The sequence below is a fragment of the Amycolatopsis sp. cmx-11-51 genome, from assembly GCF_047608665.1.
Taxonomy (GTDB): domain Bacteria; phylum Actinomycetota; class Actinomycetes; order Mycobacteriales; family Pseudonocardiaceae; genus Amycolatopsis.
This window is the reverse complement of record NZ_JADNQO010000018.1, coordinates 45,905-69,316: the sequence shown is the minus strand read 5'-3', so window position 1 is coordinate 69,316 and position 23,412 is coordinate 45,905. Positions and strand designations below refer to the sequence as shown.

General features: G+C 69.8%; 26 protein-coding genes and 1 pseudogene. 12 read left to right on the top strand and 15 right to left on the bottom strand.

The window, feature by feature from the left end:
* Nucleotides 1-37: 37 nt before the first annotated feature.
* Both ACM6LU_RS34790 and ACM6LU_RS34785 read right to left on the bottom strand, forming a co-directional pair.
* Nucleotides 38-961: a S8 family serine peptidase gene (locus tag ACM6LU_RS34790; RefSeq protein WP_414942097.1), complete on the bottom strand. Its 924-nt coding sequence runs from the start codon at nt 959-961 to the stop codon at nt 38-40.
* A 51-nt stretch (nt 962-1,012) separates the two neighbouring features.
* On the bottom strand, nt 1,013-2,188 hold the full coding sequence (locus ACM6LU_RS34785; protein ID WP_414942096.1) for an erythromycin esterase family protein: 1,176 nt from the start codon (nt 2,186-2,188) through the stop codon (nt 1,013-1,015).
* Between the two features lie 31 nt (nt 2,189-2,219).
* On the opposite strand from ACM6LU_RS34785, the gene ACM6LU_RS34780 reads away from it, so the two are divergent.
* Complete coding sequence (locus tag ACM6LU_RS34780; RefSeq protein ID WP_414942095.1) at nt 2,220-2,825, top strand: TetR/AcrR family transcriptional regulator; 606 nt, start codon at nt 2,220-2,222, stop codon at nt 2,823-2,825.
* Nucleotides 2,826-2,882: 57 nt separating this feature from the next.
* Here the strand turns inward: ACM6LU_RS34780 and ACM6LU_RS34775 are convergent, their stop codons facing one another.
* The 4 genes from ACM6LU_RS34775 to ACM6LU_RS34760 form a co-directional block, all read right to left on the bottom strand.
* Nucleotides 2,883-4,949, bottom strand: a complete 2,067-nt coding sequence (locus ACM6LU_RS34775; RefSeq protein ID WP_414942094.1) for a caspase, EACC1-associated type — start codon at nt 4,947-4,949, stop codon at nt 2,883-2,885.
* Nucleotides 4,946-5,326 (bottom strand): hypothetical protein, encoded by a 381-nt coding sequence (locus ACM6LU_RS34770; protein WP_414942093.1) that lies wholly within the window; start codon nt 5,324-5,326, stop codon nt 4,946-4,948. The genes ACM6LU_RS34775 and ACM6LU_RS34770 overlap by 4 nt, the downstream gene beginning before the upstream one ends.
* 98 nt (nt 5,327-5,424) lie before the next feature.
* Nucleotides 5,425-7,578, bottom strand: coding sequence for an ATP-dependent DNA helicase RecG (gene recG, locus ACM6LU_RS34765; protein ID WP_414942092.1), 2,154 nt, complete (start codon nt 7,576-7,578; stop codon nt 5,425-5,427).
* Nucleotides 7,579-7,582: 4 nt separating this feature from the next.
* The gene (locus tag ACM6LU_RS34760; protein ID WP_414942091.1) at nt 7,583-9,166 is read right to left on the bottom strand and encodes a DAK2 domain-containing protein; all 1,584 of its coding nucleotides are present in this window, start codon (nt 9,164-9,166) and stop codon (nt 7,583-7,585) included.
* A gap of 132 nt (nt 9,167-9,298) precedes the next feature.
* Here ACM6LU_RS34760 and rpmB point away from each other — a divergent pair, with 132 nt between their 5' ends.
* The gene (rpmB, locus tag ACM6LU_RS34755; RefSeq protein ID WP_007031450.1) at nt 9,299-9,490 is read left to right on the top strand and encodes a 50S ribosomal protein L28; all 192 of its coding nucleotides are present in this window, start codon (nt 9,299-9,301) and stop codon (nt 9,488-9,490) included.
* Nucleotides 9,491-9,617: 127 nt separating this feature from the next.
* Here rpmB and ACM6LU_RS34750 read toward each other — a convergent pair whose 3' ends face one another.
* The 3 genes and pseudogenes from ACM6LU_RS34750 to ACM6LU_RS34740 form a co-directional block, all read right to left on the bottom strand.
* The gene (locus tag ACM6LU_RS34750; RefSeq protein ID WP_414942090.1) at nt 9,618-10,295 is read right to left on the bottom strand and encodes a uracil-DNA glycosylase; all 678 of its coding nucleotides are present in this window, start codon (nt 10,293-10,295) and stop codon (nt 9,618-9,620) included.
* Nucleotides 10,296-10,455: 160 nt separating this feature from the next.
* Nucleotides 10,456-10,774, bottom strand: a pseudogene (locus ACM6LU_RS34745) (gamma carbonic anhydrase family protein); the annotation flags it as partial.
* Nucleotides 10,750-11,220, bottom strand: coding sequence for a GNAT family N-acetyltransferase (locus ACM6LU_RS34740; protein WP_414942089.1), 471 nt, complete (start codon nt 11,218-11,220; stop codon nt 10,750-10,752). The gene ACM6LU_RS34740 and the pseudogene ACM6LU_RS34745, both read right to left, overlap by 25 nt.
* Nucleotides 11,221-11,430: 210 nt before the next feature.
* On the opposite strand from ACM6LU_RS34740, the gene ACM6LU_RS34735 reads away from it, so the two are divergent.
* Entirely contained in the window at nt 11,431-11,712 is a 282-nt protein-coding gene (locus ACM6LU_RS34735) for a hypothetical protein (protein ID WP_414942088.1), read from the top strand.
* A 148-nt stretch (nt 11,713-11,860) separates the two neighbouring features.
* Here the strand turns inward: ACM6LU_RS34735 and ACM6LU_RS34730 are convergent, their stop codons facing one another.
* Nucleotides 11,861-12,817 carry a thiamine-phosphate kinase gene (locus ACM6LU_RS34730; RefSeq protein ID WP_414942087.1) on the bottom strand — a complete coding sequence of 319 codons (957 nt, stop codon included), beginning with the start codon at nt 12,815-12,817 and terminating at the stop codon, nt 11,861-11,863.
* A gap of 133 nt (nt 12,818-12,950) precedes the next feature.
* Between ACM6LU_RS34730 and ACM6LU_RS34725 the strand changes: the two genes are divergently transcribed.
* A complete protein-coding gene (locus tag ACM6LU_RS34725; protein ID WP_414942086.1) occupies nt 12,951-13,184 on the top strand; it encodes an Lrp/AsnC family transcriptional regulator in 234 nt (77 codons plus the stop codon).
* Between the two features lie 19 nt (nt 13,185-13,203).
* Nucleotides 13,204-13,746, top strand: a complete 543-nt coding sequence (locus ACM6LU_RS34720; protein WP_414942085.1) for a DUF3515 domain-containing protein — start codon at nt 13,204-13,206, stop codon at nt 13,744-13,746.
* A gap of 6 nt (nt 13,747-13,752) precedes the next feature.
* Here the strand turns inward: ACM6LU_RS34720 and ACM6LU_RS34715 are convergent, their stop codons facing one another.
* Nucleotides 13,753-14,700, bottom strand: coding sequence for a zinc-binding dehydrogenase (locus tag ACM6LU_RS34715; RefSeq protein WP_414942084.1), 948 nt, complete (start codon nt 14,698-14,700; stop codon nt 13,753-13,755).
* A 33-nt stretch (nt 14,701-14,733) separates the two neighbouring features.
* Complete coding sequence (locus ACM6LU_RS34710; RefSeq protein WP_414942083.1) at nt 14,734-16,095, bottom strand: PLP-dependent aminotransferase family protein; 1,362 nt, start codon at nt 16,093-16,095, stop codon at nt 14,734-14,736.
* Between the two features lie 91 nt (nt 16,096-16,186).
* Between ACM6LU_RS34710 and ACM6LU_RS34705 the strand changes: the two genes are divergently transcribed.
* A complete protein-coding gene (locus ACM6LU_RS34705) occupies nt 16,187-16,840 on the top strand; it encodes a pyridoxamine 5'-phosphate oxidase family protein (protein WP_414942082.1) in 654 nt (217 codons plus the stop codon).
* A gap of 572 nt (nt 16,841-17,412) precedes the next feature.
* On the opposite strand, the gene ACM6LU_RS34700 is transcribed toward ACM6LU_RS34705, so the two are convergent.
* Together ACM6LU_RS34700 and ACM6LU_RS34695 are read right to left on the bottom strand one after the other, a co-directional pair.
* On the bottom strand, nt 17,413-18,849 hold the full coding sequence (locus ACM6LU_RS34700) for a sensor histidine kinase (protein ID WP_414942081.1): 1,437 nt from the start codon (nt 18,847-18,849) through the stop codon (nt 17,413-17,415).
* Nucleotides 18,846-19,544, bottom strand: a complete 699-nt coding sequence (locus ACM6LU_RS34695; RefSeq protein ID WP_414942080.1) for a response regulator transcription factor — start codon at nt 19,542-19,544, stop codon at nt 18,846-18,848. Before ACM6LU_RS34695 ends, ACM6LU_RS34700 begins: the two co-directional genes overlap by 4 nt.
* A gap of 117 nt (nt 19,545-19,661) precedes the next feature.
* Between ACM6LU_RS34695 and ACM6LU_RS34690 the strand changes: the two genes are divergently transcribed.
* A complete protein-coding gene (locus tag ACM6LU_RS34690) occupies nt 19,662-20,975 on the top strand; it encodes a ferric reductase-like transmembrane domain-containing protein (protein ID WP_414942079.1) in 1,314 nt (437 codons plus the stop codon).
* 1 nt (nt 20,976) lies between these two features.
* On the opposite strand, the gene ACM6LU_RS34685 is transcribed toward ACM6LU_RS34690, so the two are convergent.
* Nucleotides 20,977-21,117: a hypothetical protein gene (locus ACM6LU_RS34685; RefSeq protein WP_414942152.1), complete on the bottom strand. Its 141-nt coding sequence runs from the start codon at nt 21,115-21,117 to the stop codon at nt 20,977-20,979.
* Between ACM6LU_RS34685 and ACM6LU_RS34680 the strand changes: the two genes are divergently transcribed.
* The 5 genes from ACM6LU_RS34680 to ACM6LU_RS34660 are packed head-to-tail and all read left to right on the top strand — an operon-like array spanning nt 21,052 to nt 23,354.
* On the top strand, nt 21,052-21,387 hold the full coding sequence (locus tag ACM6LU_RS34680) for an FMN-binding protein (RefSeq protein ID WP_414942078.1): 336 nt from the start codon (nt 21,052-21,054) through the stop codon (nt 21,385-21,387). The two genes, ACM6LU_RS34685 and ACM6LU_RS34680, sit on opposite strands and share 66 nt — an antisense overlap.
* On the top strand, nt 21,384-21,518 hold the full coding sequence (locus ACM6LU_RS34675) for a hypothetical protein (protein ID WP_414942077.1): 135 nt from the start codon (nt 21,384-21,386) through the stop codon (nt 21,516-21,518). The genes ACM6LU_RS34680 and ACM6LU_RS34675 overlap by 4 nt, the downstream gene beginning before the upstream one ends.
* Nucleotides 21,469-22,110 carry an FAD:protein FMN transferase gene (locus tag ACM6LU_RS34670; RefSeq protein ID WP_414942076.1) on the top strand — a complete coding sequence of 214 codons (642 nt, stop codon included), beginning with the start codon at nt 21,469-21,471 and terminating at the stop codon, nt 22,108-22,110. Before ACM6LU_RS34675 ends, ACM6LU_RS34670 begins: the two co-directional genes overlap by 50 nt.
* Before the next feature lie 42 nt (nt 22,111-22,152).
* Nucleotides 22,153-22,533, top strand: coding sequence for a VOC family protein (locus ACM6LU_RS34665; protein ID WP_414942075.1), 381 nt, complete (start codon nt 22,153-22,155; stop codon nt 22,531-22,533).
* Nucleotides 22,530-23,354 (top strand): class I SAM-dependent methyltransferase, encoded by an 825-nt coding sequence (locus ACM6LU_RS34660; RefSeq protein ID WP_414942074.1) that lies wholly within the window; start codon nt 22,530-22,532, stop codon nt 23,352-23,354. The genes ACM6LU_RS34665 and ACM6LU_RS34660 overlap by 4 nt, the downstream gene beginning before the upstream one ends.
* The last annotated feature ends 58 nt before the right edge of the window (nt 23,355-23,412 follow it).

Genomic DNA, 23,412 nt, shown 5'->3' with positions numbered 1-23,412 from the left:
TCTCGGACGGCGGGAGTTGTTGCCCAGGTGATGGACGTCATCCCCGCCCGAGTTGCGCGCCAGGACTCTGGAGCAACCGGTTCGCCGTGCCCGCGTGGACACCGGTCAGCACGTCGGCCGAAGCGAGGTCCACGAGCACCTTCGTGACGTCCGTCGCCGAGACCGCGGGGTGCAGGGCGCGGTACAGCGCGGCCACCCCGGCGACGTGCGCGGCGGCCGACGAGGTCCCGCTGAGCAGCCTGCCGCCGCTGCCGCCGACGTTGGGTCCCGGCACGTCCACGCCGGGAGCGAACAGGTCGACGACCTGGCCCTGATTCGATGTCGGGTCGATCCGGTCACTCGCGTCGGTCGAGCCGACGGTGAGCGCCTCGGCCACCCTGGCGGGTGAGAACTGCCCCGCGTCGGTGGCCTCGCCGCCCGCCGGAAGGGCGACCGGGACGACCGCCGCGAGCGCGCGGACGGCGGCGTCGAGCCGGTCGTTGGGCGCGCCGCCGATGCCGAGGACGGCGACCGCGGGCTGCCGTGCGTTCTGCGTCACCCAGTCGATACCCGCGATGATCTTGTTCATCGACCCGCCACCCTGCGCGTCGACCACCCGGACCGGGACGATCTGCGCGCCCTTCGCGACGCCGAACGTCCTCGACGCGGCGACGCCCGCCAGGTAGGTGCCGTGGCCGTTGGTGTCGGAGGTGTCCGTGCCGCCGTCGAGGAAGTCCTTACCGGGCTTCACCCGTCCGACGAAGTCCGGATGCGCCGCGTCGACGCCGCTGTCGATCACGTAGACGGTGACGTCCTTGGCGTCGGTCTCGTAGTGATAGAGCTGATCCAGGCCCGTTCGCTGGTCGATCCGGTCCAGCCCCCAGTTCGGCGGGTTCTGCTGGACTTCCGTCGCGGAGGCGGGCTGCGCCAGAAGCACCACGAGGGGCAGCGCGGCCATGACCCGTACCAGTCGAATGATCATGCCTCGGGCCTACGCCTGTCACTCGCGGGTGGCAACCTCAACCTCCGGTCGTCACCCGATCGGTTGGGGCTGGTCGGAGGTGAGGTGTCCACTGACCGTCGATTCCGGGAAGCAGACCAATGCGTCGAAGGCGTTGACGACATCGACGGGGTTGAACATATGCGCGTGACGGATGCTCTGGGGTCCCTCGGTTCCGCGTCGCGCGCGGAGGTCCATCAGCCCAGGCCCCTCGGCTTCGACGCTGCCGTCGGCGGGTGCGTCGAGTTCCTGGCGGTACACGGTGAAACCGAGCCGAGCGGCCGGATCCGGCTTGAGGCCGGTGGTCTCACCTTCGACCGCGGTGAGCGCCAGCGCGAAGTAGTCGTCGCCGAACTCGGCCGCGAGGTGTGTTCCGGCCGAGGGTGAGGTGAGTCCGGGGAACGGCGAGAACGGCACACGCTGCAAGTGTCCGTTGTGGAGCATCACGACGATCTTCGTGTCGTCGCCGTGCAGCCGCCTGATCAGTCGCACGGTTTCGGCAAGGTACGTGTCGCGCGAACCGCTCTGCAGGGCGGGTGCGTCGCCGGACATCATCGCGGCCACCTCGGCGAGGTAGGTGTCGACGCGCAGTGCGCCTTCGGCGTGGTGCTCCGCGACGGCTTGCGCATCGGTGTTCCCGTACACCGGGCGCAACGAGGTGAGATGCGCCTTGAGCCTGGTGAGCGCCGCGGTGGCCCTGTCTTTCGCGACCGCGTCGAGTGCGGCGTACTTGGCCGGGGATTCCGCGCTGCTGACCGACGCGTAACCCGCTGTCGTCTCGATCGCCGCGTCGACAAGGCTCACGGCAGGCTCGTCCACAGTGGACAGATAGGCGCGGACGGCTGCCAGCGATGGCACGGGCGAGCCCGCGGAACTCGGCACGTCGAGGCCGAAGTACCGGACGTCGCCGCGTTCGCGAAGCCAGGTCAGCATTTCGTGCGCCTCGGGCGACTCGCCGAGCGAGAAGGTGAAGCCGTCGCGGCCGATGTCGGTGACGTCTCCAGGAGCGCCGTTCAGCCACTCGTCGACGAGCTTCCCCTCGGCGAAACCGGATTCGAAACCGACCACGCGGAAACCGCGATGCTCGACGAGGTGGCGGAGCAAACGATTGCGCAGGTCCCCGAACTCGTGGAGGTGGTGGTTGTTCTCACCGATGGCGACGATCTTCGCGTCCCCGATGATTTCGGCGATCTTCGCTGGGTCTGACATACTGGCCACACTAACGCAACAGGAGTAGCAATTGGCAACCTCCGGTACCCAGCGGCCCGGTGGCCGGACCGAACGCACGCGCCAGGCCGTTCTGCACGCCACCCTCGAACTGCTGGCCGAACGCGGCTTCAGCGAACTGACCGTGGACGCGGTCGCCGAGCGGTCCGGCGTGCACAAGACGACGGTGTACCGGCGGTGGACGTCATCGGACGGCCTCGTCGCCGCCGCGCTGCAGATGGGCGCGGAGGATGACTGGAAGGCGCCCGACACCGGATCTCTCGAGGACGATCTGTACGGGGTGGCGGCCGAGGTGGTGCGATACTTCACCGAGCCGGCGCTGAAGGAACTGCCGACGGCGTCGGTACTGGCGGCCTTCCAGTCGCCGCAGGCGGCCGAGGCACTCCACGATTTCTATCAGGACCGGCATGTGCGGATGGCGCCGATCGCGGAGCGGGCCGTCGCGCGGGGCGAGGTCCCTCCCGGCACGGATGGCGACGAGATGATCCGGGCGGTGTGCGGACCGCTGTTCTACCGGCTGTTCTTGTCGCGGGAGGGTGTCACGGTGGCGGACGCCCGGGTCACGGCACGGGCGGTGGCGGTGGCGGCGCGGGAAGGCGCTTTTGTGCCGGGTCCGTGAAGGACTCCTTGAGGGACTCTGGGTCCCTCAAGGAGTCCTTCACGGACCGCGATCCCGTTAGGCCTTCGCCGGCTTTCTGAACGCGGCGAAGCCGGTGACGACGGCGAGCGCCAGCACCGCCCCCAGTGCGATCCACCAGCCCGCACCGGTCACGGACGAACTGCTCGGGAGCGCGTAGGACAGCACGCACACCATGACGAGGCCGCCCCCGGCAACACCGCCGAGGAAGGCGGTCCCGAACGCCGCCGGCCGCAGAAGCGCGCCGAGCACCGTCCCGAGCAGGAGAACCACCGAGACCATGAGGTAGCTCGCGGCCTCGTCGGCGCGACTCGACGAGTAGCCGATCAGCTCGCCCGCCTGGATCGCCAGCCCGGCCATGGTGACGACGGCGAGAACGATGGCGGTCACGGCGAAATTGTCACGAGGTTTGCCCAGTCCGAGCCGGAAACTCCGGTCACGCCGCAGCGCGACCAAGGCGCAGATGGCGGCGATGAGCAGGCACCCGTCGGCGAGCACGAAGACGGCCGAGCCGGACGGGGTCGCCGTGAGCAGCGCCAGCCCGCACAGCGATCCCGGACCGATCATCCGGCGCGTCTTCGGGGCGAGCATCGCGACCGCCACACCGAGAGCGAGCACGACGAGCGGGATCACGGTCCAGCCACCGTCCTCGAAGAAATCCTCCATGCTGCCACCGAGTGTGGACGCGATGACCACCAGGTAGATCGCGGCCACGATCGCGAACCCGCCTGCCACGCGGGTGAACGGATCGGCCTTGGCCCGTGGAACCACGGATCCGGCCTGCCGCACGGGTTCGGGCGGCGGCGGGAGAACGGGAACCGGCGCTGGTTCAGGTTCCGGCGCGGGTGCCGGACGCGTCGCCGGTTCCTGGACGAGCTGCCCCTCGACCCGCACCACCAGTTCCCCGGTCGGCCCGGTCACGGTGATTTGCCCGTCGAACGCCCCGATCTCCAGTAGATCCAGTGAAATGTCGGCTCCGCCGGCGACTTCGGTCACCTGCAGCCAGGCATGCGACGGCGCGAACCGGCAGGCCCGCGCGATCGGCGGTCCCTCCAGCCGGATCCTCGCCACCGGACGCGATCCTCGGACGACTTCACCGAAGCGCACCACGTCGGACTCGGCGCGCACCCGTGCTTCCCGGCGGGCGAGATCGGCGGCCTCGGCGAGGTGCTGGATGTCGGTCTGCGCCATCGTGGTGAGGACTTCGTGGGCTCCGATGGCGACGGAGAGGTTGTCGCTCGCCAGCCGCCGCTGGAGTTCCGTCACCGCGCCGAGGCGGGTGAACATGTTCGGATCCTCGCTCGCCGCGCGCAGATCGGCGGGGACCGGGGCCGGTTTGATCCGGCGGCGCCTGCTCCTGGCCAGATACAGCTCGCCCTGCATCTCGATGTCGCGGCTGGGCGTCTGGTTCGGGTTCCGCTCGCGGACACTGTCGAACAGGTAGTCGTAGAGCTCGCCGAGCGCGATCCAGCCGTCTTCGTCACGGTCCGCGTCGCCCGTCCGGAGACCGTCGACCAGTGCCGAGGTGAACACCGACGGCCGGACGTGGTCGTCGGCGAGGTGATCACCCTCGAAGGCGTACTCGATGGAGTTCGACGCGGTGATCACCGCACGGCCACGGCCGCCGAAACCGCCGCCGGGGAACGCGTCGAGCACGTTGGCCTCACCGGAGGCGCGTACCGCGACCCCTTGGCTGAATGCGCCGCCGTAGCAGCAATCCAGCAGGAGAACGATGCTCCGTGACCGGCTCATCCGCATACAGCGCTGGACGAAGTCGGCGGGAACGGCACTCGACGCCAGCCGCTCCGGCCGGGTGTTGCGCGCGGCGAAGAACAGCTCACCGGACTCGCTTTTCAAGCCGTGACAAGAGAAATGCACCAGCAGGACGTCGTCCGGCGCGCTGTCGGCGAACAGGTCCTCGACCCGGCTCGCGATCACGTGCGCGGTCTCGTCGCGCACCACCTGGACGTCGAACTCGCTGATGTCGCGGTCGGCGAGGACCTCGGCGAGCGCTTCGGCGTCGGCCGCCGGGGACCGAAGCGCGCTCAGCCCGGGGTTGTCGTACTCCCCGTTGGCGATGATCAAGGCCCGCCGCTCGCCGGTCATGACGCCGAATGCCTGCTCACGAAGAGGTCGACAAGCTTGTCCTGGTCGGTGAGGCTCGCTTCGGACAGCTCCAGCACGTCGCCGTCGATCTCCAGCCGGACCGTGCGTTTGACCCGGCCGCCGCGCGAAAGCCATTCCCGCACGGCCGTGACGACCGAGCGCAGACCCTCGGCGGACTGTCCCAGCGTGACCAGCAGTCCGCCCACCGTCGCGACATCGAAGGCGCGCGAGCCGAGCGGCGCCGGACCGGCGGGCAGCGCCTTGACCTCGGCGACCCCGCGATCGATCAGTTCGCTTCGGAGGTACCCGGCGAGCTGATCGACCCGCTCGGCGTCGGCCCCGTCCTCACCGAGCTGAACCCGCACCGCTGACGTCATCCCCAGCCTCCCTCGCGCGCACAGAACGAGGCTGTGCAGAACAAGGAAAGCCCTTGGCCCGTCCGGCTACAAGGTCCGATCGGGCAGAGATGTTCACGTCAGCTTTTTTCCAGATACTCCACACGATCTTCATCGACGACGTCGGCGATCATATGCGCGAGCCCCAGGTAATTCCCCAAAGCCGGATCCTTCTCGACGATTTCCAACGCGCGAGCCCTCGCCTCGGCGATGACGTCCTCGTCCTGCAGGAGCGACAGCAGTTTCAGGGTCGACTTCTTGCCCGACTGCGCGGCACCGAGGATGTCGCCCTCGCGGCGCAGTTCCAGGTCCATTCTGGACAGTTCGAAACCGTCCGTCGTGGACTCGACGGCGGCGAGCCGCTCGCGAGTGGTCGTCCCGTCCAGGGTCTCGGTGACCAGCAGGCACAGCCCCGGCACACTGCCCCGGCCGACCCGGCCACGCAGCTGGTGCAGCTGGCTGATGCCGAACCGGTCGGCGTCCATGATCACCATCGCGGTCGCGTTCGGCACGTTCACACCGACCTCGATCACCGTGGTCGCGACGAGCACGTCCAGGTCACCCTTGGCGAACGCCCGCATCACGGCGTCCTTGTCGTCGGCGTGCATCCGGCCGTGCAGGACCCCGATCTTCAACCCCTTCAACGGTCCTTCGGCCAGCTCGGGTGCCACCTCGAGTACCGCGAGCGCCGGCCGCTTGTCGCCCTTGTCCGACGCCGGTTCGTCGCCGATGCGCGGGCAGACGATGTAGGCCTGGTGCCCCTTGCCGCATTCCTCGCGGACCCGCTGCCACGCCCTGTCCAGCCACGCGGGCCGCTCCGCGACCGGCACGACCGAGGTCGCGATCGGCGACCGGCCGACCGGCATCACGCGCAGGGCGGAGATCTCCAGGTCGCCGTAGACGGTCATCGCGACCGTACGCGGGATGGGCGTCGCCGTCATGACGAGCACGTGCGGGCTGGTCTCGTCGGAGCCGCGGGAGCGCAGCGCGTCCCGCTGCTCCACCCCGAAGCGGTGCTGTTCGTCGACCACGGCCAGGCCGAGGTCGGCGAAGGACACCGTGTCCTGGATCAGCGCGTGGGTGCCGACGATGATCCCGGCCTCGCCGCTGACCGTCTCCAGCAACGCCTTCTTGCGTTCCTTGGCACCCATCGAACCGGTCAGCAGGGTCACCCGGGTCGCGTTGTCCGCGCCGCCGAGTTCACCGGCCTGCCCGAGGTCGCCGAGCATCTCGCGCAACGACCTCGCGTGCTGCGCGGCGAGGACCTCGGTGGGCGCCAGCATCGCCGCCTGCCGCCCGGAATCGACTACCTGCAACATCGCGCGCAGCGCCACCACGGTCTTGCCGGAACCGACCTCGCCCTGCAGCAGCCGGTTCATCGGGTGCTCGGTGGACAGATCCCGGGAGATCTCCTCGCCGATCTCCTGCTGGCCCGAGGTCAGCGCGAACGGGAGCCGCTTGTCGAAGGCGTCGAGGATGCCGCCCTCGGTGTGCGGGCAGGCTTTCGCGGGCCGGGAGACCAGGGAATGCCGTCGCTGCGCGAAGATCAGCTGCACCGCCATGGCTTCGTCCCATTTGAGCCTGCGGCGCGCGGAGTTCAGCGCGTCCCAGCCCGACGGGCGGTGGATGCCACGCAGCGCGCTTTCGAGGTCCGGCAGGCCGTACCGGGCGAGCAGTTCGGTCGGCATCGGGTCCTCGTCGACCTCCAGCACGTCCAGCACCTGCCGCACGCTCTTGGCGATCACCCAGGTCGGGATCCCCTGGGCCGCCGGGTAGACCGGGATGATCTCGGCGAGGAAGTCGTCCAGCGCCTCGGCTTCCCGGTCGGCTTCGAACAGCTCGTACTCGGGGTTCGCCAGCTGCAGGACGTCACGGAAGGCGGTGACCTTGCCCGCGAAGAGTCCGTTCTTGCCGGGCACGAGGTCCTTTTCGCGCCAGGCCTGGTTGAAAAAGGTGCACTGCAGGCGGCGTTTGCCGTCGGTGATCACCATTTCGAGCAGCGTGCCGTTGCGGGCCTTCATCCGGCGCTTGTTGACCCGCTCGATCCGCGCCATCACGGTCGCGTGCTCACCGAGTTCAAGCCCGGCGATGTCGGTGAGCTGGCCGCGTTCGGCGTAGCGGCGAGGGTAGTGGCGCAGCAGGTCGCTGACCGTCTCGATCTTGAGGCCCTTGGCGAGTGCCTTCGCCGTCGCCGCGCCCACGACCAGCTTCAGGTCCGCGCGCAGGTTCGTCATGCGGTCACTCCACCCCCATCAGCAGCACGGCGTCGGGCTGGCCGCCGGCGTAACTCGTCAACTCGATCTCGGGATGTTCCAGGCGGAGCTGATCGGCGACCTCGCCGGGCAGCCGGACCGGCACGTCGACACCGGTCAGCACGGTGACCAGCTCGCCGCCGAGGGCCAGCATCCGGTTCAGCACGCTGACCGCGGCCGCGACCAGGTTCGTCTCCGAGGCGGGCGCGGGCTCGATCAGCACGACCTCGCCGTCCACGAGGCCGACGACGTCGCCGGCCTGCGCCCTGCCCACCCAGGTTAGCGACTCCTCCTGCGCGATCCGCAGCTCACCACGCCTGGTGGCGGCGGCCGCTTCCGCCATCGCGACGACGTCGTCGTTGGTGCGGCGGTCCGGGTCGTGCACGGCCAGCGCGGCCAGCACCTGAACGGGGGAGACGCACGGGATGACGACGACGTCGCGGTCCGCGGCCATCGCGTGGCCCGCCGCCGCGTCGGCGGCCGCCGTCAGCCGCTGGCCGCCGGGGAGGACGGTGACGTGGTGCCCGGCGGCCTCGTTGATCAGGCCCAGCATCTCTTCGACCGTCGGCGAGCCCCCCGGCGGCACGGACAGCACCGCGACACCCTCGGCCCGCAGCAGTTCGGCCAGCTGCCCGCCGTGGACCACGGCGACCACCGAGCGGTCGATACCGCCGCCGACCTCGACCGGCGTGGGCGTGATCAGCGGTTCGACCCGAACTTTCCGGGGGCGGCCCAGCTCGATCCCGGCCTCCAGCGCCGCGCCGATGTCCGCGCAGTGCACGTGGACGGCGAAGCTTCCCGCGCCGTCACCCGCCACGGTGACGCTGTCGCCGAGCCCGCTGAGGGTTTTGCGCAGCGCGGGGAGGCTTTCCTCTTCGACGCCGTCGAGCAGGTACATGACCTCCCACGCCGTCGGTGCCTCGATCGTGTGGTGGTGATGCGCCTCGAGCGGGTGTGCCGGCTCGGTGACGCCGCCGGAGAGCACGCCGGAAAGGGCGTCGAGGACCGCGACCAGGCCGCGGGCACCCGCGTCGACCACCCCGGCCACGGCCAGCACGGGCAGCTGTTTGGGGGTCTCCTCCAGAGCCTCGGCGGCGACACTCGCCGCCGAGGCGGCCACCTCTTCGAGTGACCCGGTCGCGTCGCGGACGGTCGCGGCGACGGTGTGGAGGACGGTCAGGATGGTCCCGGCGACCGGACGGCTCACCGCACCCGTGGCGGCCCTGTCCGCGCACCCGAGCGCCTCCGCGAGCCCAGGTCCGTCGATCTCCCTGGCCGCCGCCGACTCGGCGATCCCGCGCACGACCTGCGACATGATCACGCCGGAGTTGCCCTTGGCCGCGGCGACCGCGCCCCTGGCGAAGACCGCCAGCGCCTCGGCGGCGGTCCTCGGCTCGGCCTCCGCCAGCGCGTCGCGGGCCGCGGTCATGGTGAACAGCAGGTTGGAGCCGGTGTCGGAGTCGGCGACCGGGTAGACGTTGATGCCGTCGATCACCGGCCGCAGCACCGACAGGCTGTGCACACAGGCCGCCGACCAAGCCGACACCGCCGCCACGTCCAGCACCCGCACGCCGTAACCTCCTCGCTGTTCCAGCGAGGGTATCGACCCGGTGCCGGAGGGCTCTGAGCCACTGGTTACTATGGTCGAGTTGCCCAGCGTGCTGGGCACCATTCTTTCGTCCCATATCCAGAGGAGTTCGACGTGGCTGCCGTGTGCGACGTCTGTGGCAAGGGACCGGGCTTTGGCAAGTCGGTCTCGCACTCCCACCGGCGTACCAACCGCCGGTGGAACCCGAACATCCAGACCGTTCACGCCAAGATCGGTCTGTCCCAGCGCAAGCGCCTGAACGCCTGCACCTCGTGCATCAAGGCGGGCAAGGTCGTTCGCGGCTGAGCCGGGGTTTTGGGGAATGGCGGGTGCTCTTCGGAGCACCCGCCATTTTTTATGCCCGTTTAGTCCTCTGGTTGCGGTAGTTGCGCGTGCAAGTACCGCAACTAGAGGACTACTTGCGGGGGGTCGGTCAGGGGAGCTTCCAGTCCACGGGACCGGCGCCCTGGTCGGCGAGCAGCTGGTTCGCCCGGCTGAAGGGACGCGAGCCGAAGAACCCGGCGTGCGCCGAAAGCGGGCTCGGGTGGGCCGACTCGATGCACGGCACCTTCCCCAGCATCGGCTTCAGGTTCCGCGCGTTGCGGCCCCACAGGATCGCCACCATCGGCTCGTCCCGCGCCGCGAGGGCCTTGATGGCCTGCTCGGTGACGTCCTCCCAGCCCTTGCCCTGGTGCGAGTTCGACTTGCCCGGCTGCACCGTCAGCGCCCTGTTGAGCAACAGGACACCCTGGTCGGCCCACGGCGTCAGGTCGCCGTTCGACGGCAACGGATGCCCGAGGTCCTCGCAATACTCCTTGTAGATGTTGATCAGGCTCTTCGGGATCGGCCGGGTGTCCGGCGCCACCGAGAAGCTCAGCCCGACGGCGTGCCCGGGCGTCGGGTACGGGTCCTGGCCGACGATCAGCACCCGGACGTCGTGGAACGGCTGCTGGAAGGCCCGCAGCACATGTTCCCCGGCCGGGAGGTAGGTCCGGCCCGCGCCGATCTCCGCGCGGAGGAACTCTCCCATCGCGGCGACCTGAGGCGCCACCGGTTCGAGGGCTTGCGCCCAGCCTGCTTCGACGATGTCCTGCAGCGGTCGTGCGGTCACGGCGAGCGAGCTTACCCAGGCCGGTCGGGGCCGGTTCTTCCGCCCGCGTTGAGACGCCGGTCACCAGCGAGTGCGCTCTACTCCACGGGTTTCGCGTGATCGGAGAGCGAACTCGCGTGCTTAGACGGCGATCTCGCGTGATTGGAGGGGGAAGACGCTGGTCCAGCCGCCGGAATTCGACCCGGAACCGGGCCGCACGCTCGACATACCCGTCGACGACCATTCCCGCCGTCCTCGACGACAGTTCCGTTCGGCACCACCGATCCCGACGCGATCAGGCAGCCCTCGCCGATCTCGATGTGTCCGTGGTCGCCCCGCAACACCGTCTACGGCCACACCGAAGCGAACGCCGCGATCCGGACGTCGCCGATCACCGTCGCGTCGGGGTGGACGTAGGCGGCCGGGTGGATCGAGGGTTCGAGGTCGCCCAGTGCGTAGACCGGCTTGCGTTCTCCTAGACCAGCGCCTTGCCGAAGCAGATGTTCTCCGGTTCGTCCTTGTAGTACCCGAAACTCGGTATCTCCCGGTAACCCGCCGACCTGTACAGCGCGATGGCCTCCGGCTGCTTGTCACCTGTCTCGAGCACCATGCGCAGCCGTCCGGCCTCGGTGGCAGTCCGCTCCAGGCCGGCGAGGATCGCCCGCGCGATCCCTCGCCCCCGTGCCGAGGCCAGCACGAACATGCGCTTGATCTCGGCGTCGCCGGGCAGCAAGGGGTCGGGCCCGTCATGCGACCGCCAGGCGCCGCACGCGACCGGGGCGTCATCGAGGTACGCGGCCAAGAACAGTCCCCGCGGCGAGGCGAACTGGGCCGGATCCATCGGCGTCGCGTCTTCGCTGCCGTACCGGGCGGCCAGCTCGAGCTGGGCTTCGGCCAGCAGCTTCACCGCGTCGGGGTGGTCATAGGGCAGCACACGAAGGTCCATGAGCGCGAGATTAGCGAGCAGCCGTGCCGCGGGGAAAGCTCGTGCCGTCCGGGATCGGCCCATACGGACGCCGCGTGATCGGCACTGTCGCCGAAGCCGTTCCGCACCTGGGGTTCCGGTCATGTCGACCGAAGCCGGGGCGCCACTGCGCCAGGCCCGCAACCCCCCGCCGCGTTCCGGGCCGCGACCGGCCGGTCCCGCGGCCACGAGGTGATCCGCCGTCGCGGTTTCCTCGCCGTCGCCGGTGACGAGCGCCCGGGACTGCGTGTCCTGATCCAGGAGCCCGACCTCACCGCCGAACCCGCGATGGAGGTGGTCCGGGGGTACGCGGAGACGGACCTGCGGGCGGCCGAACGCGCGGTGATCACGGGCTTCGAGCCCTACCGCGCGCGTGAGGTGTTCCCCACGGCTCTGCTCGGACATCCGGCGGTCGAGGTGTTCGTCGCGCGACTCGACGGCGAAGTCGCCGGGGCGTGCGTCACGGCCGTCTAGAACGGCTTCGGCAGCCATTACTGGGTCGGCACTCCGCAGGCCTTCCGCTCTCGCGGCGTCGGACGGGCGGTGATGCTCGGCTCCCTGGCCAGGCGGCCGGTCACCCTCACCGCCCAGTCGACCTGGTGGGCCGCACGCTGACCCGCGCCTAGCGCCAGTGCTCCCAGCCGCCGCTGTGTCCGTACTGCTTTCCGTCCACCGTCACCCCTGAATCGGGCATGGTCACCACGCCGATCTCGGCCCAGCCCTCCGGCAGGTCGGCGAAGGCGGGGAAGGTGGCCGCGAACGCGTGGTCCTCGCCGCCGGTGAGCACCCACTTCAGCGGGTCGGCGCCGAGCGCGGTACCGACTTCGGTCAGCCTGCTCGACACGTCGAGATCCGCCGTCCGCACGTCGATCCCCACGCCGGAAGCCGAGGCGAGGTGGCCGAGGTCGGACAGGAGCCCATCGGACACGTCGATCATCGACGTCGCGCCGCCGTCGGCCGCGCGGACGCCCGCCTCGTAGTCCGGTTCGGGGCAGCGCTGCGCGTTGACCACGCTGACCGGTGAGCGGAAACCCCGGCCGAGCACGGCGAGCCCGGCGGCCGCCCAGCCGAGCCGTCCGCAGACCGCGACGACGTCGCCGGGGCGGGCGCCGGAGCGCTTCACCGGTTCACGACCGCCGAGGTCACCCAAGGCGGTGACACTGATCACGATCTGATCGGCACGCACCATGTCGCCGCCGACGATCCCGACGCCGGCGCGGTCGGCTTCGGCCCACATGCCCTGCGTGAGTTCGGTGACGAGCGACGTCTCGGTGTCCGGTGGACAGGCGAATCCCATCAGGACGGACGTCGGGCGCGCCCCCATCGCGGCGATGTCGGTCAGGTTCACCGCGACCGCCTTGCGCCCCACCTGTTCCGCACTGGACCAGTCGAGGCGGAAGTGAACACCCTGCACGAGGACGTCGGTGGAGACCACCGTCCGGCCATCGGGGGTGGCCACGACGGCCGCGTCGTCCCCTGGTCCGAGCAGTGTCGTCTCCGGCTGTTTCCGGCCGGACGTCACCGCTTCGATCAGCCGGAACTCACCGGTCCCGGCGACCGTGCTGTCCTTCGGTGACACCCGTCACCTCCACTTTCCCTTGTCCGGACAAATGTCGATCACCGATAGTCGGAAGCCCTAGGTTTTTCCCGGGGCTGGCGATACGTTGCTACAACGTTCCTACCTTGAGCCGACTTTTACGAAGGGGCGCGCCGTGGTCCACGCATACATCCTCATCCAGACCGAGGTCGGCAAAGCCGCCGCGGTCGCCGCGGAGATCTCCACCATCTCCGGTGTCACCAGTTCGGAGGATGTCACCGGCCCGTACGACGTCATCGTCAAGGCCGCGGCCGACAGCGTCGATCAGCTCGGCCAGCTCGTGGTCGCCAAGGTGCAGAACGTGGAGGGCATCACCCGTACGTTGACCTGCCCGGTGGTGAATCTGTAAGAGGTGGTGTAGTGGTCCGGTGGCTGACACGGACACCGGCGCTCCCCCGAAACCACTGCTAATCGCGGCCGCCTGCCTGGCGGTCCTGCTCGTCGCGGGCGTGGCCGTCTTCGGGCTGACCCGCGGCGCGGACTCCGTCGCCCCGGCCGCCGACGGCCCCCTCCCGCTCGTCCCGGTTCCGGCGCCGCAGTCGGGATCCCCGGAATGCGCGAAGCTCGTCGGCGCGCTCCCGCACGAGCTCACGTCGTCCGGGAACACCCTGGTCCGGCGGAAACTGGCCGACCCCGCCCCCGAGGCGACGGTCGGCTGGGGCACCGGTGACCCGGTGGTCCTGCGGTGCGGGCTCGGCAAGCCGCCGGAGCTGACCCAGACCTCGCAACTGCGGACGATCAACGGCGTCCAGTGGCTGCAGGTCGAGGGCGAGGGCACCGCGACGTGGTTCGCGGTGGACCGGCCCGTCTACACGGCGCTCACCGTGCCGGACTCCGCGGGGACGGGACCGCTCCAGACCATTTCGGACGTTCTCGCCGCCAACCTCCCCGCGGTGCCGCTGCGCTTCTGATCGCGGTCAGGGCAGGAGCAAACCCTTCCCGACGTACCGCCGCGCCTCGATGTCGCGGTGCGCGGCGGACGCCTCCGCCAGCGGATACGTCCGGCCGATGATCGGCGTCAGCGTCCCGGCGGCCGCCAGCCGCAGCACTTCCCGCACACGCCGCGGCGTCTCGGGCCAGAACTCCGGGAGCTGCGCCATGTCCACAATGGTCAGCCGGTTCCGGTCTTCGGCACCGATCACGGTCTCCGCGCCACTGGACATGCCGTAGCCGGAGAACCGGCCCCCGTCGGCGAGCAGCGCGACGGCCGACGCGCCGAGGGTTCCGCCGACGCCGTCGAACACCACGTCGAACTCGCCGCCGGTGAGCCGTTCGCTCGCTGAATAGTCGAGGGCTTCGGCGCCGAGTTTCCTCGCGATGGCCGCCTTTTCCTCACCGCGTACCGCCGCGACGACGGTGGCGCCCGCCGCGTGCGCGAGTTGCACCAGCAGACTGCCGAGACCGCCGACGCCCGGCGCAACCAGGATCCGCTCCCCGGCCTGGACCGGGGTCTTCTCCAGCAGCGCCAGCGCGGTGCTGCCGTCGTCGAGCAGGGCGACCGCCTGCTGGGGATCGAGACCCGCCGGGATCGGGAAGGTGTCGTCCGGCAACGCGATGACCGTATCCGCGTATCCCCCGCCGTAGCCGCCGGCCGCGCTGGAGACGACCGACTTGCCAAGCCAGGTCTCGTCGACTCCGGCGCCCACCGCCTCGACGGTGCCCGCCACCGCGCCACCCGGCACGTACGGCGGCTCGATCCCGAACACGGCGGGACCGTCACCCCGCCGGATGAGGGCGTCGAGCCAGCCGACACCGGCCGCCGCCACCGCGACGCGAAGCTCGCCCTCCGCGGGTTCGGGGGTGGGCAGTTCGACCTGTTCGAGAACGCTGGGATCGCCGAATCGGGACACTCTGATGACCTTCATGATCGCAAGGTATGACCTCCAGCAAGGTGGAGGTCAACCGCCGAGGACGGCGAGCAACGGTTTGAGCGAGGAATGGAGCGCTTCCCGCGAGCAACCCGCGTAGCCGATGAGGCTCCCGAACACCGTCGGTGTCCCGGCGAAGTGCCGGGCCAGCCCGTCGAGCCGGATCCCGGCGCGTTCCGCCGCCGCCAACCGCGCCGCTTCCTCGTGAGCCGATCCACAAGGGACGACCAGATGCGCGCCCGCGTCGTCGCCGAGCACCGGGATCCCCGCCGACGTCAGCGCGGCCGAAACCAGCGACCGCCGCTCCGAAAGTTCCCGCCGGAGCCGCCGCAGGTGCCGCCCCAGGTCGCCGTGGCGCGCCAGTTCGGCGAGCACCCGCTGCCCCGCGGGCGACGGGCGCGTTCCGGTCCCTTCGCGGTACTCCAGCACCGCGGCCGCGATCTGTGGCGGCGCGACCATCCAGCCCGCGCCCAGCGCCGGGGTGAGGATCTTGCTCGTGGTCCCGAGATGCGCGACGACGTCGGGGGCGAGCGCGGCCAGCAGCGGCAGCGGCGCGACGTCGAACCGCAGCTCACCGTCGTAATCGTCCTCGATCACCAGCATGCCCTCGGCACGGGCGAGTTCGATCAGTTCGACCCGGCGGGACGCGCTCATCCGGCTGCCGAGCGGATACTGGTGCGCGGGCGAGCAGTACACCGCGCGCACGTCGGGCGGGACGGCGTCCGGGCGCAGGCCCTCCTCGTCGACTTCGGTGGCGACGACCTCCATCCCCGCCCGCCGGAACGCCTGTACTGCGCGCTGGTAGCCCGGCTCCTCGATCGCGACCCGGTCGCCGCGCGAGAGCACCGCGCCCGCGAGTTCGATCACCGCCGCCGTCGTCCCGCCGGTGGCCAGCACGGTTCCGGCGGAAAGGCCGCGGTGGCGCAGCAGGTGCTCGGAAACGGCGTCCCGATAGGCGGGCAGCCCGGCTCTGTCCTCGCGATAGGTCGGACGCGGGTCGGCGGCGGCCCGCCACGCGCGGCGCCAGGCCGACTTCTCGATGCCGTCGGCCCACGGAACGCCAGGGGTGAGGTCGACCAGCGTGAGCGGTGCGGCGGCCACACCCGGCGCGAGTCCTTTCGACGGCCTGTCCGCCGGTGGTGTCGTGGTGACGTAGGTGCCGGAGCCGTGACGGCCCGCGATCCAGCCCTCCGCGTGAAGCTGCTCGTACGCGGCCGACGTCACCGTGCGGCTGACACCGAGCCGGTGCGCGAGGGCCCTGGTCGAGGGCAGCCTGTCGCCGCCGCGCAGATGCCCGTCACCGGCGGCGGCGCGCAACGCGTCGGCCAGCTGGACCGCGAGCGGGACAAGCGAATCGCGGTCGAGACTGACGGGCAGAGCGGTGTCGGACATGCTGTACTCCACGCTCCCGAGAAAGTGGCCTTCTCAAGCATAGGAGAATTGGACGTTATTACAGGCCACTCTCGTGGGTGAGACTGCTCGCATGTCCACCCCGCTCTCTCCCACCGACCGGACCACTCTCGGCCGCAAGAAGAACCGCGCGCTCACCGACCGCTCGGCGCTGTACGCGGTACTCGACGAAGGCCTGATCTGCCATCTCGGCGTCGTGCGCGACGGCGTTCCGCTGGTCGTCCCGACCGGCTACGGCCGCGACGGAAACACGCTCTACCTGCACGGATCCACCGGGGCGAAGAGCATCCGCGACTCCGACGGCGTCGACGTCTGCGTCACGGTGACCCTGCTCGACGGCATCGTCTACGCGCGTTCGGTCAACAACCACTCGATGAACTATCGCAGCGCGGTGATCCTGGGCAAGGCGGCCATGGTCACCGACCGCGAGCGGAAGACGCACGGCCTGCGCGTGCTGACCGACCACCTCGCGCCCGGCTCCTGGGAGCACGCGCGCGATGTCAACGCGAAGGAGTTCGCGTCGGTTTCGGTGCTGGAACTGGACCTCACCGAGGCGTCGGTGAAGATGCGCGGTGAGGGTCCCGACGATCCCGAGGACGAGGTCGCGGCCGATGTCTCGTGGGCGGGGGTGCTGCCGGTGCGGACCGTGTTCGGGGAGCCGGAGCCGTCGGTGGACCTGGTTTCGGAGTGGGTCGTGCCGGACCACGTGAAGGGGCGGGTCGGGTAGGCGCCTTTTGCCAAGTACCTGAAGGCCCCCTTTTCTTGTACCTAGGCGCAGGGTCCCGGCAGAGTCGCAGAGCTGGTCAAGCGGGTCGTGAGTGGCGATTCGGTTTCTGCCCGACCTGTCTTTGCCTACTGGCTGAAAAAGGTGTCATTCTCCCCACTCGACCGAGTTGACCTTGATCAACGGAGGATCGGGGACGTCGAGTGTCCCCCATCCTCCGTTGATCGAGGTCCCTAACCCAAATCGTCACCCCCGACCGAAACGTGACTCAGACGTCAAGCGCGGCCGCCCCCTGGTGTCGCGAAAGCCACTTTCGCGACACCAGAGGTCCCGAAAGTGGCTTTCGCGACACCGAACGGCAATTGCGCGACTTTGCCGGAGCCCTGTACCTAGGGCGCAAGGAAGGGGGCCTCATGTACTTCGAACCGAGGGCGCCGTACTGAGTCGGCCCACCTTGCTGCGGTGACGTGGGAGCGGAACACCCACAACCTCGCCACGCGAAGGACGCTTTCCCCGCATCGGATGCGAGGAAAGTCCCCTTCAGCCCCAGCCAGGACGAAAGGTGCCATGAAGGGCTACGGACGTCGCCGCGGCAGCCGCACGGTGAACGTCGTCGTCCCCGGCGCGCTCGCGACGTCGATCGTGCCGCCGTGCGCGGAGACCAGCGAGAGCACCACCGAAAGCCCGAGCCCGGTCCCGCCGTTGCCGCGCGTGCGGGCGGTGTCGACCCGGAAGAACCGGTCGAAGATCCGTTCCCGCGCTTCCGGCGGGATCCCCGGCCCCGCGTCACTCACCCGCAAGAGGACATCCGAACCCGAGACCGAAGCCGAAAGCGTCACCGCCGTTCCGGGCGGCGTGTGCACCGCGGCGTTGGCGAGCAGGTTGTCCAGCACCTGTCGCAGACGCACCGGATCCGCTTGCAGGACAACATCTTCGGGTAGCGGCTCGATGGTCAGCGGATGCTCCGGGCGGCCGGCGGCGAAGGCCTCCCCCGCGTCGGTGATCAGCTCGGCGAGGTCGACGTCGACCAGCCGCAGCGGCGCTTCGGTTTCCGGCGCGTCGAGGCGCGCGAGGAGCAGGAGGTCGTCGACGAGCACGCTCATCCGCTGGGTCTCTTCGCGGATCTTCGACAGATGCGCCTCGCGTTCGGCGGGTTCGTTCGCCGCCGCGTAGCGGAAAAGCTCGGCGTAGCCACGGATCGACGTCAGCGGGGTGCGCAGTTCGTGTGAGGCGTCGGCGATGAACCGCCGCAGCCGTTCGTTGGCCTCCCGCCGCGCGGCCAACGAGGAATCGAGGTGCGCCAGCATCAGGTTGAACGCCGTCCGCAATTCCTCGACCTCGGCGCCACCGCCGTTGGCCCGCGCGCGCACCGGGAGATCGGCGTTCGTGGTCAGGTCGTGCGACGCGATGTCGTGCGCCGTCCCGGCCATGTCGCTCAGCGGCCGCAGCCCGCGCCGCAGCACCAGCCGTCCCGCGATCACCAGCACCGCCAGCGCCAGCAGGAACGCGACGACCTCGACCATCACCAGCTGGCTCACCGTCCGGTCCAGATCCGCCTGCGGCGCGGCACTGACCAGGACGATGTTCCGGTCGCGCTCGATCGGGCAGGCCCGGACGCGGTAAGTGCCCTTGTCCTCGATGTAGACCGTGCGCAGCACCTCGGTCCGCGTGGCGTCTTCGGCGACCTTTTCGAGCGCCTTCGTATCCGGCGGAAGGGAACCACCCGCTTGCGGCAGCGCGTCGCCGTTCTGCACCGAGAAGACCGCCGAGAACCAGCCGTAGGCCTGCTGCGGTTTCCCGCCGTGTGTGGTGCGCAGCGACGGCACCTGGCTGATCTGGGTCTTGGCGAGTTGTTCGTCGAGCCGGTCGTTCAGGTAGCCCTTCATGATGCCGACCATCACGGTGCCGACGACGGCGAACACGACCAGCGCCAGCACGCCGAGCCCGAGCGCCAGCCGGGTGCCGAGCCTCGACCGGCGCCAGGCGTCGTACCACCGGCGCAGCATCTTCATCTCGCCGCCTGCCGGACGACGTAGCCGACACCGCGCACGGTGTGGATCAGCGGCTCGTGGCCGGCGTCGAGTTTGCGGCGCAGGTGCGAGATGACGAGTTCGACCACATTGGACCGGCCGCCGAAGTCGTACTCCCAGACGTGGTCGAGGATCTGCGCCTTCGTCAGTACCGAGGGCGAACGCCGCATGAGGTAGCGCAGCAGTTCGTACTCGGTCGGCGTCAGCTCGGCGGCGTCGCCGTCACGGGCGACCTCGCGGGTGTCCTCGTTCATGGTCAGGTCACCGACCCGCAGCAGGGCGGCAGGCCTGGCCTGGCTGCCACTGCGCCGAAGAACGGCGCGCAGCCGCGCCATCAGTTCCTCGACGGAGAAAGGTTTGACGAGGTAGTCGTCGCCGCCGCGGGTGAGCCCCGCGACACGGTCCGCGGTCGCGTCCTTCGCGGTGAGGAAGACAACGGGCACCGCGGTCCCGGACTCGCGAAGCCTGTCCAGCACGGTGAACCCGTCTATCCCGGGCAGCATCAGGTCGAGCACGACGATGTCGGGCCCGAACTCGGCGGCCCTGGCGAGCGCGGCCTCACCCGATCCGGCGGTGACGGCCTGCCAGCCCTCGTACCGGGCGACGGTGGCCACCAGGTCGGCGATATGCGGCTCGTCGTCCACCACGAGCAGGCGGACGGGGTTTTCGGTGTGCACAGGGCCCATCCTCCGTGAACCCGCGCGCGAGGGCGAGGCGGGAGCGCACACGACAGGAAGCCGACAGCTTCCGCCGAGAAGGTCACCGCGGTTGAACCGGATCGGAGGGGACCGCGTGTGACCACCATGACGCAGACCGCCGTGAGACCGCGCCCGGCGATCCGTCCCAGGATCGCCGCACGCTCCGGGCTCTTCCTCTTCATCGTGGCCAACGTGGCCGCCGTGACCATGCTCTTCTTCGCCGCCGGGCCGTCGGACAACGTCCTCATCGGCGTCGGCAGGCTCGCCGGGCTGTACGGGGCGCTGACGATGGCGTTCCAGCTGCTGCTGGTCGCCAGGCTGCCGTGGCTCGACCGCCGTCTCGGCATGGACCGGCTCACCGGCTGGCACCGCTGGACCGGGTTCAGCCTGCTGTGGACGCTGCTCGCGCACCTCGTCTTCATTGTCTTCGGCTACGCGCGGGTCGAGGACAACGGCGTGGTGGACGAATTCGTCACGATGGTGACCGAACTGGAGGGAATCCTGCGCGCGGTCGTCGCGTTCGCCCTGATCCTGCTCGTCGGCGCCGTGTCCGCGCGCTTCGCCCGGCGTCGGCTGCCGTACGAGACTTGGCATTTCCTCCACCTCTATATCTATGCCGCGGTCGTACTGGCGTTCAGCCACCAGATCGCGCTGGGCGGATCGTTCGCGTCGTCGCCGGGCGCAGAGGCCTACTGGTGGGCAGTGTGGGGCGTCGCGCTCGGTTCGGTGGTCGCGGGCTGTGTGGTGCTGCCACTGGCGCGGAACCTGCGTCACCGGTTGAAGGTCGTCGCCGTCGTCCCCGAATCCCACGACGTCGTCTCGGTGTACATGACCGGCGAGCACCTCGACAAGATGCCCGCGAAGGCGGGGCAGTTCTTCCTCTGGCGCTTCCTGACCAGGGATCGCTGGTGGCAGGCCAACCCGTTCTCCCTTTCGGCCGCGCCGGACGGCCGGACCCTGCGGCTGACCGCGAAGGCCGCCGGTGACGGCAGCGCGTCGTTGCGGTCGCTGAAGGTCGGCACGAGGGTGTTCGCCAAAGGACCGTACGGCGCGTTCACCACGATGCACCAACGAAAAGCGGACGCGCTGCTGGAGGAGATCTCCGGAGATGTCGTGGTGCTTTACCGCGTCCGTGACGAACGCGACGCCGTCCTGCTGCCGGAGCTGAGAGGGCTGGCACAGGCGCGGGGAGCGGTCGTACATGTCCTCAGTGGACCGTCAAATCCGGCCGGTCCACACGGCCCGGTGCTCGGCGCGCACAGCCTGCGACGGATGGTCCCGGACGTCCGAAACCGGGACGTCTTCGTCTGCGGCCCGCCCGGGATGACCTCGGCGACGCTGCGCGGCCTGCGCGAACTGCGGGTGCCGAACCAGCAGGTCCACGCTGAACGCTTCAGTCTCACCGCCTGAGTCAGGGAGTCCCGATCATGAAGAAGACCATCGTCGCCGCCACGGTCGCCCTCTCGGCCGCCGGTTTCCTTGGCGTGTGGCTGTACGAACCGGGCCCGCTCGGTTCGGAGACCGTGGCCGTCACCGCCCCGAGCTCGTCCATTTCGGACGGTGGCGCTTCCGAAGGTGCGGAGCGCACCGTGGACGGGTCGGTCGAGAGCAACCGGTACGGCACCGTCCAGGTGCAGGTGGTGATCTCGCCCGAGGACAGGATCTCCGAGGTCCGGCTGCGGCGGCCGGCCAGCGGGCGCGGCGTGGCCGCGATCCCCGTGCTCCGGCAGGAGACGCTGACCGCATCGACACCGTCTCAGGGGCGACCTCGACCAGCGAGTCGTACGTCAACTCGCTGCAGGCGGCGCTGGACGCCAGATGAACCGCGTCGAACAGGTGATGGGACTACCGGTCTCGGTCGACGTCCGGGCCGGTGGTGCCCTCGTCGAGCACGCGATCGACGGTGTCTTCGGCTGGCTGCGGGAGGTCGACGCCCGGTTCAGCCGACAGTGAGGTCTGCCGTTACGACCGCGGCGACCTCGCTCCGTCGGAGCTGAGCGACGACCTGCTCGAGGTGCTTTCGCTGTGCGAGCACTACGAACGGCTGTCCGGCGGGGCGTTCACCGCCCGGCTCCCCGGACGGCGGCTCGACCCGAACGCGGTGGTCAAGGGCTGGGCGGTACAGCGCGCGGCGGCACTGTTGCGGGCCGAGGGCCTGGACGTCTTCTGTGTCAACGCCGGTGTGGACGTGATCACCTCCGGCGAACCGGAACCCGGTCGCGCCTGGCGGGTCGGCATCCGGCATCCCGAACGGCCCGACGCGATCTGCGCCGTGGTGGAGTCGTCCGGCGGCGCCGTCGCGACCTCGGCGGAATACGAGCGTGGCGCGCACAGCCTGGACGGCCGGACCGGGCGCCCGGCGACCGGGCTGCTGAGCGTCACGGTCGCCGCCGACGACCTCGTCACAGCGGATTCCCTGGCCACGGTCGCTTTCGCGAGGGGAACCGAGGGAATCGCCTTGGTCGCGTCACAGCCGGGTTGCCAGGTGCTGATCATCGACGCGGAACGACAGGTGCACCGGTCGCCGGGGCTGCGGCTGGTTTAAACCGTTGGCCGGGTTTCGTGGGCTCGGGCAGACTGCGGCTCCATGACCTCTGTCGTACAGAATTTCTTCTTCGATTGCGCCGACGCCTACGAGCTGGGGCGGTTCTGGAGCGGCGTCGTCGGCAAGCCGATGGCCGATGACGACGTGCCCGGCGACCCCGAGGCGATCATCGTGCTGGACAACGGCGTGACCCTGTTCTTCGGGCAGGTTCCCGAACCCAAGACGGTGAAGAACCGGATCCACCTCTGCCTGGAGCCCGACATCCCGCGCGACGAAGAGGTGGAACGCCTGCTGAAGCTGGGCGCCACCCTGCTGCACGACCGGCGCAACCCCGACGGCACCGGCTGGGCCGTGTTGGGCGATCCCGAAGGCAACGAATTCTGCGTACTGCGCAGCGCCGCCGAGAAGGGTGCGACGTCGTGAACGAGTACCTCACCGTCAATCGCGCGAACTGGGACGAACGCGCTCCGGCGCACGCCGCGTCGGCGGATTACGGCTACGAACGGTTCGTGAAGGACCCCGCGCATCTCAGCGGTGTGGTCACCTTCGACCGGCCGCTGCTCGGCGACGTCTCCGGTGCGCGCGGTGTCCACCTGCAGTGCCACATCGGCACGGACACGCTTTCCCTGTCCCGCCTCGGCGCCCGGATGACCGGACTCGACTTTTCCCCACCGGCGCTGGAGATCGCGCGACGGCTCGCCGCCGAGACCGGCGCGGAGATCGATTACCACGAGTCCGATGTGTACAGTGCCGCCGACGTGCTGGGCGCCAGGGAGTTCGACCTGGTCTACACCGGGATCGGCGCGATCTGCTGGCTTCCCGACATCGCCCGCTGGGGACAGGTCGTCGGCTCATTGCTCAAACCGGGCGGACGGCTGCTCATCCGCGACATGCACCCGATGCTGGGAACCCTCGACGAGACGCAGCCGCAGATCACCCCGCGCTACCCGTACTTCGAGCAGGCCGAACCGCTGGTGTTCGACGAGCCGGGGACCTATGTGGACACCGACGTGTCGTTCGAGCAGAACCGGACGCACGAGTGGAACCACGGGCTGGGCGAGATCGTCACGGCGCTGCTCGACGCGGGGCTGACGCTGACGAAGCTGGTGGAGCACGACAGCGTGCCGTGGAACGCGCTGCCCGGGTTCATGAGCCTGGACGCGGCGACGGAGGAATGGCGGCTGGCGAAGGATCCGCAGCGACTGGCGGCGAGTTTCACCATCGAAGCGGTCAAACGCCCCTGAGGCCCCGGTGCTCGCGTTTCGTCCTCTAGTTGCGGTGGTTCGGACTACCAACTACCGC

Coding starts and splice junctions, on each gene's coding strand:
- ACM6LU_RS34685 (WP_414942152.1), bottom strand. CDS start 21,117: ATGGACGAGCTCGGGGCGGTGACGGCCACGGTCTCCGAACCGAGCGGG.
- ACM6LU_RS34665 (WP_414942075.1), top strand. CDS start 22,153: ATGACCTCTGTCGTACAGAATTTCTTCTTCGATTGCGCCGACGCCTAC.
- ACM6LU_RS34705 (WP_414942082.1), top strand. CDS start 16,187: ATGTCCACCCCGCTCTCTCCCACCGACCGGACCACTCTCGGCCGCAAG.
- recG (WP_414942092.1), bottom strand. CDS start 7,578: ATGACGAACCTGCGCGCGGACCTGAAGCTGGTCGTGGGCGCGGCGACG.
- ACM6LU_RS34700 (WP_414942081.1), bottom strand. CDS start 18,849: ATGAAGATGCTGCGCCGGTGGTACGACGCCTGGCGCCGGTCGAGGCTC.
- ACM6LU_RS34715 (WP_414942084.1), bottom strand. CDS start 14,700: ATGAAGGTCATCAGAGTGTCCCGATTCGGCGATCCCAGCGTTCTCGAA.
- ACM6LU_RS34775 (WP_414942094.1), bottom strand. CDS start 4,949: ATGACCGGCGAGCGGCGGGCCTTGATCATCGCCAACGGGGAGTACGAC.
- ACM6LU_RS34740 (WP_414942089.1), bottom strand. CDS start 11,220: ATGGACCTTCGTGTGCTGCCCTATGACCACCCCGACGCGGTGAAGCTG.
- ACM6LU_RS34770 (WP_414942093.1), bottom strand. CDS start 5,326: ATGACGTCAGCGGTGCGGGTTCAGCTCGGTGAGGACGGGGCCGACGCC.
- ACM6LU_RS34790 (WP_414942097.1), bottom strand. CDS start 961: ATGATCATTCGACTGGTACGGGTCATGGCCGCGCTGCCCCTCGTGGTG.
- ACM6LU_RS34785 (WP_414942096.1), bottom strand. CDS start 2,188: ATGTCAGACCCAGCGAAGATCGCCGAAATCATCGGGGACGCGAAGATC.
- ACM6LU_RS34675 (WP_414942077.1), top strand. CDS start 21,384: ATGAACCGCGTCGAACAGGTGATGGGACTACCGGTCTCGGTCGACGTC.
- ACM6LU_RS34710 (WP_414942083.1), bottom strand. CDS start 16,095: ATGTCCGACACCGCTCTGCCCGTCAGTCTCGACCGCGATTCGCTTGTC.